The sequence below is a fragment of the Massilia sp. TSP1-1-2 genome (assembly GCF_049896185.1).
In the GTDB taxonomy this organism is placed as follows: domain Bacteria; phylum Pseudomonadota; class Gammaproteobacteria; order Burkholderiales; family Burkholderiaceae_D; genus Telluria_A.
The window spans coordinates 37633-54917 of record NZ_JAFCTU010000031.1 but is presented as its reverse complement, the minus strand read 5'-3'; the positions used below and the strand labels follow the sequence as shown (position 1 = coordinate 54917).

The following is a 17285-nucleotide window of genomic DNA, read 5'->3' as shown; positions in this document are numbered from 1 at the left end:
TCGACCATGTTCAACCGCATCCTCTCAGGCGACATGCCGCGCAGCCGTACCTTGTCGGCGGCATTGCTGCTCATTTTTTTTGGACTGGCGCTTGCGCCCTTCATTACCAGCGGCGCGCGGCCGTTAAGCACGGCGGCCACCATCTGCGTCTACATCGTGCTGGTGGCCTCGTATGACCTGCTGCTGGGGTACACCGGCATCGTCTCGTTCGCCCATACGATGTTTTTCGGGATCGGCGCCTATGGCGTCGGGCTGGGCTTGTCGAGCGTGGAACAGCCGACGTGGACGGCGGTGTTTGTTGGCCTGCTCGCGGCGCTGGCCCTGGTGCTGGTCCTGGCGCTGGTGGTGGGCCTGTTTGCGCTGCGAGTCAAGGCGATCTTTTACGCCATGATCACGCTGGCTGTCGCCTCTTCCTTTGCGGTGCTCGCCTCGCAGCTGTCGGACTTTACGGGCGGCGAAGACGGCAAGACTTTCAGCGTGCCGGACTTGCTCTCGCCAAGTTTTCAGCTGATGGAGGGCGACCTGTTCGGCCGTGCGCTCGACGGCAAGCTGATCACCTATTACATCGTGTTCATCGGCTGCCTGCTGCTGTTCCTGTTCTTGCTAAGGCTGGTCAATTCGCCGTTCGGTCGCGTGCTGCAGGCGATCCGCGAAAATGAATTCCGGGCCGAGGCGCTGGGGTACAACACGGTGCTGTACCGGATCTGGGCCAACTGCCTGGCGGCGATCGTGGCGGCGCTGGCCGGGGCGCTGTTTGCGCTGTGGCTGCGCTATGTGGGGCCCAAGCCGATGCTGGGCTTTGAAGTGATGACCGATATTTTGCTGATCGTGGTCATTGGCGGGATGGGGACCATGTATGGCGCGGTGATCGGGGCGACGCTGTTCATCATCGCGCAAAATTACCTGAAGTCATTGATGGCCGAGGGCTCCAGTGCGCTGGAGGCCATTCCCATGCTGGCGCAGGCGTTTCATCCAGACCGCTGGATGCTGTGGCTGGGGGTGTTGTTTGTGCTGTCGATTTACTTCTTCCCGCTCGGGATTGTGGGCAAGCTGCGGATGCTCAAGAGCGCCAGCCGCAAGCGCTAGCGCCACCCCACACATCGTCCTCGCGAACGCGGGGCCCCATGGAACGGTGGAGCTGAGCAACCGTTCCATGGGTCCCCGGGCGCGAGGACGATGTAGTGGTACTGCGATGTGGTGGTGCCGCGGATAGAAATAGTTCAAAAAAAAGCTGGGCGCGCGAGCGGCCAGCTTTTTTTATCACGGCGCGTCGAAACTTACGCCGCTTCAGCCTTGTTGAAAGCCGCGACGCCATTCACGATTTCGGCCTTCGCCTCGTCCGGACCATACCAGCCGTCGATCTTGACCCATTTGCCCGGCTCCAGATCCTTGTAATGCTCAAAGAAATGCTGGATCCGCTGCAGGTGCAGGTCGTTGATGTCTTCCGGCTTTTGCCAGTGCTTGTAGATCGGCAGGATCTTGTCGACCGGGACCGCGAGAATCTTGGCGTCGCCGCCCGCTTCGTCTTCCATCTTCAAAATACCGATCACGCGGCAACGCACCACCACGCCAGGAATCAGCGGAAACGGGGTAATCACCAGTACGTCGCACGGGTCGCCATCGTCCGACAGCGTGTTCGGCACGTAGCCGTAGTTGCACGGATAGTGCATCGCCGTTGCCATGAAGCGGTCGACAAAAATCGCACCCGACTCTTTGTCCACTTCATACTTGATCGGATCGGCATTCATCGGAATTTCAATGATGACGTTGAAATCGTTTGGCACGTCGCGGCCGGATGAGACTTTATTCAAACTCATGGGTTGTCCTTGGATGCTAGATTGACAGATGGCGTGATTATAACGAATTTTCGTGAAAAATTGGTGCGCCGCAGCAACGCGGCCACCCGTTTACAGGATGCTGGCCAGCGCGCACTGGCGGAAGTGGGCATTCGCCTCCTCCTGCTGCCCCAGCGCTTCATGCATCTGCGCCAGCTTCAGATGCGCCTCGCGCACCATGCGCGGCTCGGTCGCGTCCGACAAGGCTTGCTCCAGGTAACGCTGGGCCTTGCCCCACAGTTTTTGTTTCAAGCATAAGGAACCGAGCGTCAATGCCAGTTCAGCGTCATTCGGGCGCTGGCGGATCCAGGTTTCGCAATGTTCAATCTGGGCCAGCAGCGAGGCCGAACCGGCCGCTCCGGCCGCATCACGGTAGGCCCGCACCACGCGGTCGTCCCATTCGGCGCGCAAGGCTTCTTCGGCGGTGGCGCGCGCTTCCTCGTGCAGACCGCGCGCATTCAGCGCGGCGGCGGCGCGCGCGGCGATGTAGGGTTTCACGCGGTCGGCCGTGGGCACGGTCGACCAGACGCGCTGGATCGATTCGGCGTCATGTGCGCCGTCCGACAGCATCGCCTCGTACGCCAGTTCGCGCAGGCGCGACGAGAGCGCCGGATGCAGCGCCTTGTGCTTGTCGAGCGAGCGCACCAGGCGCAGCACTTCGGGCCAGTTCTTGGCCTGCTGGTGCGCCTTCATCGACCATTGCAGCGCATGGATATGGCGCTGGCCGCTGGCGTTCAGTTCGGCCACCGCGTCAAGCGCCGCTTCCGGCTGATGGTCGTCCACCAGCAATTCGGTGGTGGTCATCAGGCGCGCCGTTTTGAGCGACGTGTCGTTGACCACCCCGGCCAGCCAGTTGTCGCGCCGGCTCGACTGGCGCATGCGGTGCGCGGCGCGCGCGCCGATCAGCGCGGCCAAGCCCGCGTTTTCGGGCAATTCCCGCGCCCGCATGGCCGCTTTTTCGGCATGCCCGAAGCGCCCTTCGAACAGCGCCTTCAAGGCGTCGCGCAAGCCCTTGTTGCCGTCGCGTTCGCGCTTGCGCTGGCGGTACGCGGCCACCTTGGTCGGCATGGCAAGCGTGGCGCGCACGGCGCGCAGCACGTAATAGAGCAGCATGAACAGCGCCGCCGTCAGCACCACGAACAAGTTGAGCGACATGTCGATCCGGTGCGGCGGATAAAACAGCACCACGTTGCCAGGATTGTATTCGGCCGTCACCGCCAGCGAGATCGCAGCGGCCATCAAGACCACCAACCAGATGAGTACACGCATGGCTTAGGGCTTCGACTTGTAGTTGCGGACAGCGTTCAGGCTGTCGGCCAGCGACGGCATATCGATCGCCACGTTGTTGGCCTCCGCCTGGCGCAGCATTGCCTGGGCCGACTGCGGGGCTGCGGCGCGCATGTCAAAATACCTGGTCAGCGCATCCTGGGCGGCCGCCATGTCGGTGCGAAAAGCCGCTTCATTGCGCGACATGAGCGCCAGGCGCGCGTTCAGCAAGCGCAGCTTGAGGTTTTCGCGCAGGAAGTAAGCTTGCTCGGGCGAGACCATCAGCGCTTCCGGATGATCCACCTTGCGCACCCTGATCAGCTGGCGCATTTCGGTCCACATTTCGTGCGTCCACGCCTGCCAGGTAGCTTGGGCGCGGCCAAAATACGTGTCGGTCGGCGCCGCCGCGACGGCCGGCGCAATCTCCTTGCCTTGCTTGTCGAATTTTTTCGGCTTGACGGCGGGCGCCGGCAAGGCCGGCTTTGCGTCCGACAGCATCGGCAGCGTGTCGACCTGCGCGATGACGGTGTCGATGCGCAGCGCCACGCCGATCAGGTCGAGCGAAGGGAGCGCCTTGAGCTTGTCGGTATCCTTGGCGATCGCGCGCCGGATCGTGATGAATTGCGGCTTGTCGGAACGGGCCAGCGAGCGGTCGGCGTTTTGCAGCGCGATCAAGGCGCCTTGCACGTTGCCGGCCAACTGCAGCTGCTGGCTCGCGGTCGAAAGCACCTGTTCGATTTCGGCCAGGGCCCAGTCGTCGCGGCTTTTCGACAGGTCCTGATACAGCTGTTCGAGCGCCAGTTGCTGGCTTTGCGCCTCGACCTGGCGGTTTTCCAGCAGCGTGACCTTGGCCTGCAAATCCTTGGCCAGTTCCTGCACCGAGCGTACCGTGGCCGCCGTTTCGGCATTCGCCACTTCGCCCTTTTGCAAGCTCTTGGCCATGTCCAGGCGCAGCCGCTGGAATTTGCTCTGGGTCGACCAGGCCAGCGCGGCGAGCAGGATGGCGAGCACGATCACCGTCATTTTCAGCGGGCTTTGCAAAATCTGGGACACCGTCAGTCCAACCTGGCCCGGCGGCGCAGGTGCGGCAGATGCAGCAGGCGCGGATAAACTTGGCGCCGCAGCGGCGAGACCGGCGGCATGGTCAGCGCCGCGCTCTGCGTCTGAGTGAGGTAAGGTAGGCAAATCGTTCATGGTCGTGATTGTAACGCGGCAAGCACACGTTCGTCGCCTGATCCACAGAGCGTAATGCGGGTCAGCCCCAGCATGGCGGCCGTTTCGGCAATCCGGGCGTGCGGAATGATCAAGTTCTGCTGTTGCATTTTTGACACAGCTAGCGGCGAGTCCAGCTCCCCGACCAGCGCCAGCAAGCCGCGCAGGGCTTCCGAGCTGGTGATGATCCAGTCATGCGGGCGCTCGAGCAAGTGCAGCAGGCGCGCGCGCAAGGGCGCGGTCAGCTGCGGCACGCTGCGGCGGTAGGCGGCCACGGTGGTGACGACGGCGCCGGCAGCGCGCAAGCCGTCGGCCATCAGCTCGCGCCCGCTCTCGCCGCGCACGATCAGCACCTGCCGACCCTTGAGCGCGGCCAGGTCGAGCGAGTGCAGCAGGTTTTCAGAGTCGCTGCGGGCCGGGTCGAGCGGGCTGACAATGGTGGCGTTGGCGTCGGTGAGGCCATGGCGCGCCAACGCGGCGCGGCTGCCCTCCCCCAGCACCGCCAGCGTCACCTGGGGCGGCCAATGGTCGATGTGGGCAAAGGCGGCGTCGATCGCGTTGGGCGAGACGAAGGCGACCATTGCATAGCGCGCCAGATCGGCCAGCGTGGCGACTAGCGTGGACTGGTCGGCCAGCGGAAAAATCTCCAGCAGCGGCAGCACTTCCACTTCGCGCCCCAATGCGGCCACCTGCTGCGCCAGCGCGTCGGCCTGCGCGCGCGGGCGGGTGATGACGACGGGATCAGGCATCGGCAGCATCGGCAGCATCGGCAGCATCGGCCTCGGCCTTGCACTGGGCCAGGATCGCATTCGCATCCTGGTCGGCCAACAGCTTCGATACTTGCTCGCCCAGGTATTCGGGCAGATTGGCCGGGCCGCTGCCTTCCGCGCTGGCCATCCGCGTGCCGTCGGGCGTGGCGACCATGGCGCGCAAACGCATGGTGTCGCCGTCGATGGTGGCAAAGGCGGCCAGCGGAATCTGGCAGCTGCCGCCGAACACCTTGGACACCTTGCGCTCGGCGGCCACCGCCTGCGCCGTGGCTAGGTGGTTCAGGGGCGCGAGCAGCGCGCGCAAGTCGATGCCGTCGCTGCGCTCAAGCGCGATTTCAATGGCCATGGCGCCCTGGCCGGCGGCCGGCAAACTGTCATGCGGGTCGAGCAGCGTGCGGATGCGCTCGGGCAGGCCCAGGCGCTTGAGGCCGGCGGCGGCGAGGATAATGGCCGCGTAGTCGCCGCGGTCGAGCTTGGCCAGGCGCGTGTCCAGGTTGCCGCGCAGCGGCTTGATCACTAGCTTGGGAAAGCGCACCGCGATCAGCGCCTGGCGGCGCAGGCTGCTGGTGCCGACAATGGCGCCGTCGGGCAGCTCGGCCAGGCTGGCGTAGTCGTTCGAGACGAATGCGTCGCGCGGATCTTCGCGTTCCAGCACGGCGGCCAGGGCAAAGCCGTCGGGCAGGTCCATCGGCACATCCTTGAGCGAATGGACCGCCAGGTCGGCGCGTCCTTCGGCCATCGCCACTTCGAGTTCCTTGACGAACAAGCCCTTGCCGCCCACCTTGGACAGGGCGCGGTCGAGGATCTGGTCACCCCGGGTTGTCATGCCGAGGATCTCAATTGTGCACTGAGGATATAATAGTGCTAAACGATCGCGCACATGCTCCGCCTGCCACATGGCAAGGCGGCTCTCGCGCGAGGCGATGACGAGCTTGGCGGGGTGAGCAGGGGTTGGGTGCGCTGTAGCGCGCTCCTGCGCAACGGGCATGCCCTGCGAGGCAGGCTTGCCTTGCTCGTTATCGTCGGGCTGCTGCGGTGGGATACCACTAGTTTCAGTTGCTTTCAAAACGGATTCTTTCACTGTCGTTAAACCGTAACTGCGGAAGCGATCGTTACCGGCGCCTGCATAAGATCACAAATTTTATCATGCGCCCCCTTTGCAGAACCTGGCCATAAGCCTTTGCACCAACATTTCACTCTGGTCCAACATGGTAAATCAAGCTGCTGCCCAAGAAACATCCCCGGTCCTGGACAAGGACGCCCCGCTCAAAGAAGATATCCGCCTGCTCGGGCGCCTGCTCGGCGACGTGCTGCGCGACCAGGAAGGTGAAGATGTCTTCAATGTCGTCGAAACGATCCGCCAGACCGCGGTGCGGTTCAGGCGCGAGTCCGACGCCCAGGCTGGCGAAGAGCTGACAGCGCTGCTGCACAAGCTCACGCGCAACCAGACCATTTCGGTAGTGCGCGCGTTCTCGTATTTTTCGCACCTGGCCAACATCGCCGAAGACCAGCACCACATCCGCCGCCGCCGCGCCCACCTGCTGGCAGGCTCCAAGCCGCAACAGGGCAGCGTCAGCTTCGCGCTCTCCAAACTCAAGCAGGCGGGCGTGAGCGGCGACACCGTGCGCACTTTCTTTGCCGATGCCCTGATCGCCCCGGTTCTGACGGCCCACCCGACCGAAGTGCAGCGCAAGTCCATTCTCGACGCCGAGCATGACATCGCGCGCCTGCTGGCCGAACGCGACCTGCCGCTCACTCCCAAGGAACGGGTGGCCAACACCGCGCTGCTGCACGCGCGCGTGTCCACGCTGTGGCAAACGCGCATGCTGCGCTACTCGAAGCTGACGGTGGCCGACGAAATCGACAACGCCCTGTCGTACTATCGCATTACGTTCCTGCGCGAGCTGCCCGGCCTGTATGACGACATCGAAGAAGAAATCGGCGCCCACTATCCGGGCGAAGCGACCAGCCTGGGCGACGCCGCCTATGTCCAGATGGGCAGCTGGATCGGCGGCGACCGTGACGGCAACCCCAACGTGAATGCCGGAACCATGAAGCACGCGCTGGTGCGCCAGGCCACGACGATCCTCGATTTTTACCTGGAAGAAGTGCACGCGCTGGGCGCCGAGCTGTCGATTTCGACCTTGATGGTCGGCGCCAGCCCTGCCCTGCAGGCGCTGGCCGACGCCTCGCCCGACCATTCGCCGCACCGAAGCGACGAGCCGTACCGGCGCGCCCTGATCGGCATTTATGCGCGCCTGGCCGCCACCACGCGCATGCTGGGCGCAACCAACATCTTGCGCAAGGAAGTGGGCAACGCCGCGCCCTATGCACAGGCCTCCGAGTTTTCGGCCGACCTGACAGTGCTGGCCGATTCGCTCGCCGCCAACCATGGCGCGCTGCTGGTCAAGCCGCGCCTGTCGACGATGCAGCGCGCGGCCGGCATTTTCGGCTTTCACTTAGCCTCGCTCGACATGCGCCAGACTTCCGACGTGCACGAGCGCGTTCTGGCCGAGCTGTTTGCCAGCGCCGGCGTGGAAGCGGACTACGGCAAGCTGTCCGAGGCCGACAAAGTCACGCTGCTCTTGGCCGAACTGGCGCAGCCACGCCTGCTGTATTCGCCATATGCCGAGTACAGCGACGAAGCCGATTCCGAACTCGCCATTTTGAGCTCCGCGCGCGAAATCCGCGACCGCTACGGCGCGCGCGCGATCCGCAACTACATCATCTCACACACCGAAGAAGTGTCCGACCTGCTGGAAGTGCTGCTGCTGCAAAAAGAGACGGGCCTGCTGCGCACCAAGTCGAATGACCTCGACGCGATGGTCATTCCACTGTTCGAAACCATCCCCGACCTGCAGCGCGCGGCCGGCATCATGGCCGAATGGATGGCGATTCCGCTGGTGAAGGAACTGATCGCCAAACAGGGGCAGCTGCAGGAAGTCATGCTGGGCTACTCGGACTCGAACAAGGACGGCGGCTTTTTAACGTCGAATTGGGAGCTGTACAAGGCCGAGATCCACCTGGTGAAAGTGTTCAAGGATGCGGGCGTGAAGATCCGCCTGTTCCATGGCCGCGGCGGCACCGTGGGCCGCGGCGGAGGACCGAGCTACGAGGCGATCCTGGCGCAGCCGCCGGGCACCGTCAACGGGCAGATCCGCCTGACCGAGCAGGGCGAAATCATCGCGTCCAAATTTTCGAATGCCGAGATCGGGCGCCGCAACCTCGAGCTGCTGGTCGCCGCCACGCTCGAAGCGTCGCTCACGCCGCTCGCCGGCGAAGGCAAAAAAGCCGAGCGCCTGGCCGGCTTCGAGGCCATCATGGCCGACCTGTCCGAGCGCGCCTACAAGGCCTATCGCAATCTGGTGTACGAGACGCCCGGCTTTACCGACTACTTTTTCTCGGCCACGCCGATTGCCGAAATCGCCGAACTCAATCTCGGTTCGCGTCCGGCGTCGCGCAAGTCGACCAAGCGCATCGAAGACTTGCGCGCCATTCCCTGGGGCTTTTCGTGGGGCCAGTGCCGTTTGCTGCTGCCGGGCTGGTACGGCTTTGGTTCGGCCATCAACGCGTGGCTGGAAGAAGGCGACCGCGAACAAAAAATCGCAACGCTGCAAGCCATGTTCAAGGGATGGCCATTCTTTGCCACGCTGCTGTCGAACATGGACATGGTGCTGGCCAAGACCGATCTGGCCATCGCTTCGCGCTACGCGGAACTGGTGGCCGATGTGGCGCTGCGCGAGCGTATTTTCAAGCGCATCGCGGCCGAGCACGGGAACACGCTCACCTGCCTGGAAACGATCACCGGCGCGCATGAGCGGCTGGCGGGTAATCCGCTGTTGGCGCGCTCCATCCAGAACCGGTTTGCCTATCTCGACCCGCTGAACCACCTGCAAGTTGAGCTGATTCACCGGCACCGCGCCGTGGCCGGAGACCCGGCGCAGATCGACGAGCGCGTCCATCGCGGCATTCATTTGTCGATCAATGGCGTGGCGGCGGGCTTGCGCAATACCGGTTAGACGTATGCATCGGAAATGTCTATTGTTGAAACAATTGGAGAGACTTCCCAACTTTTTTCTATGTAAAATGGACCTCGGATAGTAAACAGGGTGCGATACCCTCGCACCCCTCTCCTGACTAGCCTGTTGGCGCACCCGAAGCAATTTGGGTGCGCATTTTTTTGCCCCGACCGTTCTTCAGTCCAAGGAAATCCATGTCCGCATCCGCTCTCAGCGCAAAGGTCTTTGCCCTCTAGCTGTTCGTCCTCGGCGCGGGCCTGATGATGGCGCCCAACGTCTTGCTGTCAGTGTTTCGGATTGCGCCGACCACCGAGGTATGGATCCATGTCGTCGGTCTGATCGCGTTCATGCTGGGCGTGTATGCATGGGTACTGGCCACGCACGAAAGCAAGGCGTTTTTCGAAGCGTCGGTGTATGCGCGCGCGATCGTGTGCATGGCCTTCATTGTCTTCGCAGTCCTGCAACTGGGCCCACCGATCATTGTCCTGTTCGGCGTGGCAGATCTGCTGGGCGCCATTTGGACTTACTTCGCCCTGAAAGCCGACGCGCAGCCAGTACGACGCCTTACGGCGCCCAACCCTGACGACAATACTGCAAGCAAACCTCAACCGGGGTCAGTTCCCCCATCCCAACACGAGCTCGTCCGAACCACATTTTTTATTTCTTGGTGAATTCTGATCTGCCCGCTAAAACAGCCTTGCGGCAACCTTCGTTTGTAACGTCGACCATCCATTCTGATCAGGCCATACAGTGCAACAATCCACACTCGCAAGTCTTCCGAGTCCTGTGGCTTGTGCGGATAGCACTGCGGCGCGTCCGCATTGGGCCGTGTACACGAATTATCGCTTGCGGACCGCCTCCTTTGCGTTTTCTTTCGTGGCCCTTGGCATGCATGTGTGGGGCAAGGGGTATGGTGAGGTCGCCTGGGCCATGCTGGCACTCCAATTTCTGATCTACCCCCACCTGATGTTCCTGCGTTCCCGCCACGCCAACAATACGCAACAGGCCGAAATTAACAACCTGCTCATCGACACTGTGCTGATGTCGATCTGGACTTCATTTCTGCAATTTCCCGTGATGATTGCACTCATGCTGTGGAATGCCACATCGATCAATCTCACCTTCACCTGCGGGCTCGTCGGCATATCGATCGCACTGTTGGCGGTTGCAACCGGCATTGCGATGTCCTTTCTCGCCTTTGGCAGTCACTTTTCGCCGGCGACGGGGTCGCCCGTTGATCTGTTGTGCTGGGTCGGCATGTCATGCTATCTCCTTGCCATTGGTAACGCGGGCTACAGTCGCAATCTGCAATTGCGCACCACGCGAGAGCGTTTGCGCAGGGGCGAACAGACGCTGCATACCGCCAACGAGACGCTGAAGTGGCAACTTGAGGAAATCCGGGAACGGCAGGCAGAGTTGAAAGAGCAAGCCATTCGCGACCCGCTGACAGGTCTTTACAACCGGCGCTACCTGGAAACGATCTTGACGCGAGAGTTAGCGCGTTGCGATCGCGAGGGGGAAAAGTTGACGCTGATGATGATCGACGTCGACTATTTCAAGCGAGTCAACGACACTTATGGCCATCAGGGAGGCGACGAAGGCTTGAAGAAACTGGCGGCATTGTTATTGGAAAGCGTGCGCGCGACCGATGTGGCCTGCCGTTTTGGCGGTGAGGAATTCCTGGTGTTGCTGCCGGACATGCCCCTGGACATTGGCGCAGCGCGCGCCGATCAGTGGCACGCCGCATTCGCCGCGATCGCCATTCCTTTCGGTGGCGTAAGCATACAGGCAACGTTGTCCATCGGTATCGCCACCTACCCCGAGCATGGCGCCTCGCCGAACGACTTGATCGGGTGCGCGGACGTGGCGCTGTACCGTGCAAAAACAAGTGGCCGCAATCGCGTCGTGCCATTCGAGCACGATGCGCCATGCGCCATGCGCCATGCGCCATGCGGCCAATAACGATACAACGCGCTGGATAGGCCGCCGGGGTCGAGATGTTGCTTAGTGGTTGTGCAGGAAACTCTTGAGCTTGTCCGAACGCGATGGCTGGCGCAGCTTGCTCATCGCTTTCGCTTCGATCTGGCGAATCCGCTCGCGCGTGACGTCGAACTGCTTGCCCACTTCTTCCAGCGTGTGGTCGTTCGACATTTCTACGCCGTAACGCATGCGCAGCACTTTCGCTTCGCGCGGGGTCAGCGAATCGAGCACTTCCTTGATCACATTGCGCATCGAGGCGTGCAGCGCGGCATCCAGTGGCGCCAGCGTCGTGTTGTCTTCGATGAAGTCGCCCAGTTGCGAATCGCCATCTTCACCCATCGGCGTTTCCATCGAGATCGGCTCTTTGGCGATCTTCATGATTTCACGCACTTTGTTTTCCGGCATTTCCATCTTCAGCGCCAAGGTCGCCAAATCCGGCTCGCTGCCCGTTTCCTGCATGATCTGGCGCGAAATGCGGTTCATCTTGTTGATCGTCTCGATCATGTGCACCGGCACCCGGATGGTGCGCGCCATGTCGGCGATCGAACGCGTGATCGCCTGGCGGATCCACCACGTGGCGTAGGTCGAGAACTTGTAGCCGCGGCGATACTCAAACTTGTCAACCGCCTTGAGCAAACCAATGTTGCCTTCCTGGATCAGGTCCAGGAACTGCAAGCCGCGGTTGATGTATTTTTTCGCAATCGAAATTACCAGGCGCAAGTTAGCCACCGTCATTTCGCGCTTGGCGTGGCGCGCGCGCTTTTCGCCGGCAGCCATCTGCTTGTTAATCTTGCGCAGGTCAGCCAGCGGCAAGGCGACGCGCGCCTGCAGGTCGATCATTCGCTGTTGCAATTCCTTGACGGCCGGGACATTACGGGCCAACACGGTGCTGTATGCATAGGCGCAGTCTACTTCGCGGTCGACCCATCCCAGGTCCGTCTCGCTGCCCGGGAACACCTTGATGAAGTGGGCGCGCGGCATGCCGCAGCGGTCCACGCAAATGGCCAGCACGGCTTTTTCAATGTGGCGCACTTCGTCCATCTGGCCACGCAGCGTGTCGCACAACTTCTCCACGACCTTGGCCGTGAAGCGAATGCCCAGCAGTTCGTTGGAGATGACTTCCTGCGCCTTGACGTACTTGGCCGAACCATAACCTTCCTTGGTGAAGGCGGCAGCCATCTTGTCGAATTCCGATTCGATCAAGGCGAACTTTTCCAGCGCGCCTTTCTTGAGCTGGTTCAGCTGCTCGGCCGAAAAGCCCGCCGCGCCGCCGTTGGCGTCGCCGTCTTCTTCTTCGTGCTCTTCTTCGTCTTCCTCGTCGTCGTCGGAGGCGGCCACGTGCGGCGCCGGCGCCTGCGGCGTGGCCGATTCGTTCAGGTCGACGAAACCGTCGACCACTTCGTCCACTTTAATCGTGTCGGCGGCAATCTTGTGCGACAGCGCGATGATTTCGGCGATCGTCGTCGGGCAGGCGGAAATGGCCTGGACCATGTCCTTCAGGCCGCCTTCGATGCGCTTGGCAATTTCAATTTCGCCTTCGCGCGTGAGCAGCGCCACGGCGCCCATCTCGCGCATGTACATGCGCACCGGATCGGTGGTGCGGCCAAAATCGGAGTCGACCGTCGACAGCGCGGTGGCCGCGGCAGCTTCTACTTCATCGTCGCTGGTGGCAGTCGCTACCGTGTCGGTCAGCAGCATCATTTCAGCGTCAGGGGCGCGCTCGTAGACGGCGATGCCCATGTCGTTGAAGGTGGCAATGATGCCTTCGACCGCTTCTGGATCGATAATGTTTTCCGGCAGCTGGTCGTTGATTTCGGCATACGTCAGGTAACCGCGCTCTTTACCCATGTTGATCAGGTTTTTGATCTGGGTACGGCGCCGCTCCATGTCGGCTTCGGTTGCTTTCGGGTCGGCTGCGAGCACGACGCCGCCCTTGGCCTTGCGTTCCTTGGCCTTGGACACAGCTTTCAGTTCGGCACGCTCGACCGCGTTCAGGGCCGCGACTTCATCGTTTTCAGGCGTGAATTCGCTCGGCTTGCGCCCGCGCCGGCCCGGCACCTTGACCGACGGCAGCAGGTAGCCGGACGTATCGATCGACGCCAGCGTGGCCGCATCGGTAGTCTGGCTGACCGACTGGCCGGCAGTCTGGATCACGGTCGGCTCGACGTCGAGCAGTTTTTTGACGGCCCGCGCTTTGGGCGCAAGCTTGACCACCGGCTCGGAAGCCTCGGCCACGGATTCGTCGCGCACGGCGAGCCGGGAACGCTTGCGCACAACAACGGGCACCGCAACTTCTTCGTTTGCTGCTATATTGCCAATGTGCGTGGCAAGTTCGGGCGCATCGACATCGACTGCAGCGAGCAAGGAGCGCTTCTTGACGACCGTGACCTTCGCTGCCGCTTCCGTTTCAACAAAATAGGAAGTCGCCGTTTTCGGCACGGCCAGCGGGGCCGCGCTTTTGCGCGGTGCTTTGGTGGCGGTGAGCGTCAGGGTTTTGGCTTTGGTCGTCATTAAAACTCCAGTCAATAATTCACCCGGGTCCCGCGTGCGGACCCGATTGAACGGTGTTCAGGGTGGCCCGATGATAATGGGCCAGGGAAGCCTGCTTTTTAAAGCAAGCCCGTTGCGCAGGGCGCGGCAGACCGCGCCAATTCCTGCTCCACCCCTCGCTAGGGGCGGTGGTGGCCATGGCGGCCGCAGGGCCAGACAGAACGAAAAAAAGCCCGCTAGCTAAAACGGGCTTGAATCTATTACTTCGAAGAAGAAATAGAGGAGACAAGCCCATTATGCACTAACGCAAGATATCGCGATAATTGATATAAACAATACCAGATATAACGAACGCTTATAACTTGCGGGAGCTGGATTGCTCTCTTTCATCTAGCTGACACCTCTGCGCTGCCTCAATCCGTGCGCAAGGCAAGAGGCGGATCATACACCATTTTGGCGCTCGCGGCTCATCACGCCGGACCGCCTCAATGAATAAAATCCCCGCACTTGCGAATGTGCCCATGCTATCCTTCCGGTTCCAGCTCTTACAATGAAGTCAATGAATACAACTAGTCTAGTCGCCGAGTCGGCCGACACTGCGGCCCCGGCCACTCCGGCTGCGGCCACCCCGGCAGCAAGCGCCGTTCCTAGCGCGCGCACCCTGCTCAAACAGTTCCAGCAACAGTTCCCTGCCTTCCGCGATTGCCTGCCGCTGGCGATCGGCATCGACAAACAGATACTGGCGCGCATGCCAGATCTCGATCGCAAGACCATGCGTACGGCGCTCGGCATCCATACCGGTTCGCTGCGTTATCTGCGCGCCATGGAAAAAGCCACGATCCGTTTCGATCTCGATGGCGTCGCCGGCGCCGAAGTGACCGACGTGCACCGCGCCCACGCCAAAGAAACCTTGCAGCAGCGTTTCAAAAAAGAAGCGGATCGCAAGAAGGCCGAGCGCGACGCCGCCCAGCTGGCCGAGGCCGACCGCCTGCGCCAGGAAAAGCTGTTGCAGCTGGCCTCTAAATTTTCGCGCAACGGCTAATTCCCCGTTCATGACGCCGGATTCCGACGCATTGCTGCCGCCTTACGACGGCATCAAGATGGCTGACGTGCGCCTGGTGAAAACCGAGCGCGACGCAGCCGAGGCGCTTGCGGCGCTGTCGGCCATGGATGTGATCGGATTCGATACCGAGAGCAAACCGACTTTCCTCAAGGGGGAAGCATCGACCGGGCCGCACCTGGTGCAGTTGGCCACCGACGAGGCGGCCTACCTGTTCCAAATCGGCGCCGCCCCGGCGCTGGAAGTGCTCAAGGCGGTGCTTGAGTCGCGGGCGATTTTGAAGGTGGGCTTTGGCCTGCAGGATGATCTCAAGCGACTGCGTGCCAAGCTGGGCATTGACGCTTGCAACGTGCTCGATCTGTCGACTGCGCTGCGCAAGGGGGAACGCAATACGCTCGGGGCCAAGACGGCGGTGGCAAGGTTTTTCGGGCAAAAACTGCAAAAGTCCAAGAAGATCACGACCACCAACTGGGCCTTGCCGCGCTTGTCAGAAAAACAGCTCTTGTATGCAGCCGATGATGCTCACGTGGCGTTGAAGATTTACCGGCGCTGGCGGACCGATCAAGCTGCGGCGAACGCCCATTCATAAGCGCATCGCACGCGCGCCTTTTTTTGCGACGGCCGCATTCACAATGACGATATGGGCCGGTCAGCGCGCTTTGCCGTTGCATGCGACAATTCGTCCATGCCAAATCCTCTCCGTCTGACCCTGCTGGCCGCCTGTTTCTTCGCAGCTCCGGCCTTTGCCGACCGCCCCGCCGTCCTGCCCGACACCATGGCCCAACGCTTGGTCGCCTGCACATCCTGCCACGCGAAAAAAGACGTCAACGACCAGTATTTCCCGCGCATATCCGGCAAGCCGGCCGGCTACCTGTACAACCAGCTGACCAACTTTCGCGACGGCCGCCGCCAGTTTCCCCTGATGACCTATATGGTCGGCCACATGTCCGACGAGTACCTGCACGAAATCGCCGCCCACTTCGCCGCCGAACACCTGCCCTCGCCGCCATCCCAGCCGACCGGCGCCAGCGCCGCCGTTCTTGAACGGGGGCGCGTGCTGGTGATGCTGGGCGATCCCGCCATCAAGGTGCCGGCCTGCATTGCCTGCCACGGCCAGCAATTGACCGGCGTAACGCCCAGCATTCCTGGCCTGCTCGGGCTGCCGCGCGATTACGTCAACGCCCAGCTCGGCGCCTGGCGCAGCAAGACGCGCCGCGCCCACGCACCCGATTGCATGGGCGAGATTGCCAACCGCCTGACGCTGCCGGACGTGGCTGCCCTGTCAAGCTGGCTCGGCCTGCAGCCGGTGCCGCCCGAGGCGCGTCCGGCCAGCGCCGTTGCCCGCCCCTTGCCCCTCGATTGCGGGAGCGCGCCGTGAAAAAAACACTCCTAACCGCGCTCGCCGTCATCGCCGCCCTGGCGCTGCTGGCCATCATCATCGCCTGGCCGCGCGCCCACATGGTTGCGTCCAGCTCGCCGGCCGCCCATGCGCCCACCCCGGCCAATATTGCGCGCGGGGCTTACCTGGCCAAGGCTGGCGACTGCATGGCCTGCCACACGGTACGCGGCGGCGTGCCTTACGCCGGCGGGCGCGCCATCGCAACACCGTTCGGCCGCCTGCTCGCGCCCAACATCACGTCGGACCGCGACACGGGCATCGGCGCCTGGACGCCGGACGACTTCTGGAACGCGCTGCACAACGGCAAGTCGCGCGATGGCAGACTGCTGTATCCGGCCTTTCCGTACACGAGCTACACCAAGGTGACGCGCGACGACGCGGACGCCCTGTATGCCTACCTGCAGAGCGTGCCCGCATACAAGGCGCCCAGCGCGCCGCATGAATTGCGTTTCCCCTACAACCAGCAAGTCATGCTGGCCGCCTGGCGCTTGCTGTATTTCAAGCCCGAGCTCTACGTGGCAAGCGCAACCCGCAGCGCGCAGTGGAATCGCGGCGCTTACCTGGTCGAGGGCCTGGGACACTGCGTGGCGTGCCACAGCAGCCGCAATCAGCTAGGCGCCAGCCAAGGCGGCCTGTCCGGCGGCATGATCCAGACGCTGGGCTGGTACGCCCCGTCGCTGACCTCCAACGCGGAAGCCGGCCTTGGCGACTGGCAAGTGCCGCACATCGTCGCGCTGCTCCAGACTGGCGTCTCGCCACGCGCCACCGTATTTGGTCCCATGGCCGAGGTGGTCGAGAAAAGTTTGCAGCATTTGTCGGCGCAAGATGCAACCGCCATGGCCGTGTACTTGAAAGCTTTGCCCGCCGAGCCTGCGCCGCAGCTGGCAATGCCCAAGGGACCGAGCGTCGACAAGGTCATGCGGCAGGGCAAGGAACTGTATGAGAACAATTGCGTCAATTGTCATGGCGCCGACGGCAAAGGTTTGCCGCCGCACTATCCGCCGCTGGCGGGCAACCGTGCCTTGACGATGGCCGAGTCGGTCAATCCGATCCGGATTGTGCTCAACGGCGGCTTTGCGCCCGGTACGCGGGGCAATCCGCGCCCGTACGGCATGCCTCCGTTCAGCCACACTATGAGCGACCAGGAAGTCGCTTCAGTCGTGTCCTACCTGCGCGCAGCGTGGGGCAACCGGGCGCCGCCGGTGACGGCATCCGAAGTCAACAAGTACCGCGAAGTACCTCTGGACTAGCCGC

Annotated in this window: 14 protein-coding genes; 8 read left to right on the top strand and 6 right to left on the bottom strand. The window is 62.4% G+C overall.

Features of this window, described 5'->3' with window-relative positions; translation table 11 throughout:
• The first annotated feature begins 6 nt into the window (after window positions 1–6).
• A complete protein-coding gene (locus ACP7BV_RS21635; protein WP_426106727.1) occupies window positions 7–1086 on the top strand; it encodes a branched-chain amino acid ABC transporter permease in 1080 nt (359 codons plus the stop codon).
• 191 nt (window positions 1087–1277) lie between these two features.
• Here ACP7BV_RS21635 and ppa read toward each other — a convergent pair whose 3' ends face one another.
• From ppa to hemC, 5 genes are all read right to left on the bottom strand, one after another.
• Window positions 1278–1817, bottom strand: a complete 540-nt coding sequence (gene ppa / locus ACP7BV_RS21630; RefSeq protein ID WP_426106725.1) for an inorganic diphosphatase — start codon at window positions 1815–1817, stop codon at window positions 1278–1280.
• A 90-nt stretch (window positions 1818–1907) separates the two neighbouring features.
• Entirely contained in the window at window positions 1908–3104 is a 1197-nt protein-coding gene (locus ACP7BV_RS21625; protein WP_426106723.1) for a heme biosynthesis protein HemY, read from the bottom strand.
• A 3-nt stretch (window positions 3105–3107) separates the two neighbouring features.
• Window positions 3108–4295, bottom strand: a complete 1188-nt coding sequence (locus tag ACP7BV_RS21620) for a uroporphyrinogen-III C-methyltransferase (protein ID WP_426106721.1) — start codon at window positions 4293–4295, stop codon at window positions 3108–3110.
• A complete protein-coding gene (locus ACP7BV_RS21615) occupies window positions 4292–5062 on the bottom strand; it encodes a uroporphyrinogen-III synthase (RefSeq protein ID WP_426106749.1) in 771 nt (256 codons plus the stop codon). The genes ACP7BV_RS21620 and ACP7BV_RS21615 overlap by 4 nt, the downstream gene beginning before the upstream one ends.
• Entirely contained in the window at window positions 5055–6071 is a 1017-nt protein-coding gene (gene hemC / locus ACP7BV_RS21610; RefSeq protein ID WP_426106748.1) for a hydroxymethylbilane synthase, read from the bottom strand. The genes ACP7BV_RS21615 and hemC overlap by 8 nt, the downstream gene beginning before the upstream one ends.
• A gap of 220 nt (window positions 6072–6291) precedes the next feature.
• On the opposite strand from hemC, the gene ppc reads away from it, so the two are divergent.
• The 3 genes from ppc (at window position 6292) to ACP7BV_RS21595 (ending at window position 11064) form a co-directional block, all read left to right on the top strand.
• Entirely contained in the window at window positions 6292–9102 is a 2811-nt protein-coding gene (gene ppc / locus ACP7BV_RS21605) for a phosphoenolpyruvate carboxylase (RefSeq protein WP_426106720.1), read from the top strand.
• 260 nt (window positions 9103–9362) lie between these two features.
• Window positions 9363–9773 carry a hypothetical protein gene (locus ACP7BV_RS21600; RefSeq protein WP_426106718.1) on the top strand — a complete coding sequence of 137 codons (411 nt, stop codon included), beginning with the start codon at window positions 9363–9365 and terminating at the stop codon, window positions 9771–9773.
• A 157-nt stretch (window positions 9774–9930) separates the two neighbouring features.
• Window positions 9931–11064 carry a diguanylate cyclase gene (locus ACP7BV_RS21595; RefSeq protein WP_426106717.1) on the top strand — a complete coding sequence of 378 codons (1134 nt, stop codon included), beginning with the start codon at window positions 9931–9933 and terminating at the stop codon, window positions 11062–11064.
• Window positions 11065–11106: 42 nt separating this feature from the next.
• On the opposite strand, the gene rpoD is transcribed toward ACP7BV_RS21595, so the two are convergent.
• Complete coding sequence (gene rpoD, locus ACP7BV_RS21590; protein WP_426106716.1) at window positions 11107–13593, bottom strand: RNA polymerase sigma factor RpoD; 2487 nt, start codon at window positions 13591–13593, stop codon at window positions 11107–11109.
• 529 nt (window positions 13594–14122) lie between these two features.
• Between rpoD and ACP7BV_RS21585 the strand changes: the two genes are divergently transcribed.
• The 4 genes from ACP7BV_RS21585 to ACP7BV_RS21570 all read left to right on the top strand — a co-directional run bounded on the left by ACP7BV_RS21585 (window position 14123) and on the right by ACP7BV_RS21570 (window position 17281).
• Window positions 14123–14614 carry a ProQ/FINO family protein gene (locus ACP7BV_RS21585; RefSeq protein WP_426106714.1) on the top strand — a complete coding sequence of 164 codons (492 nt, stop codon included), beginning with the start codon at window positions 14123–14125 and terminating at the stop codon, window positions 14612–14614.
• 10 nt (window positions 14615–14624) lie between these two features.
• Window positions 14625–15221, top strand: a complete 597-nt coding sequence (locus ACP7BV_RS21580; protein WP_426106713.1) for a 3'-5' exonuclease — start codon at window positions 14625–14627, stop codon at window positions 15219–15221.
• A gap of 96 nt (window positions 15222–15317) precedes the next feature.
• Window positions 15318–16010 carry a c-type cytochrome gene (locus tag ACP7BV_RS21575; protein ID WP_426106712.1) on the top strand — a complete coding sequence of 231 codons (693 nt, stop codon included), beginning with the start codon at window positions 15318–15320 and terminating at the stop codon, window positions 16008–16010.
• The gene (locus tag ACP7BV_RS21570; RefSeq protein ID WP_426106711.1) at window positions 16007–17281 is read left to right on the top strand and encodes a cytochrome c; all 1275 of its coding nucleotides are present in this window, start codon (window positions 16007–16009) and stop codon (window positions 17279–17281) included. The genes ACP7BV_RS21575 and ACP7BV_RS21570 overlap by 4 nt, the downstream gene beginning before the upstream one ends.
• Window positions 17282–17285 lie beyond the last annotated feature (4 nt).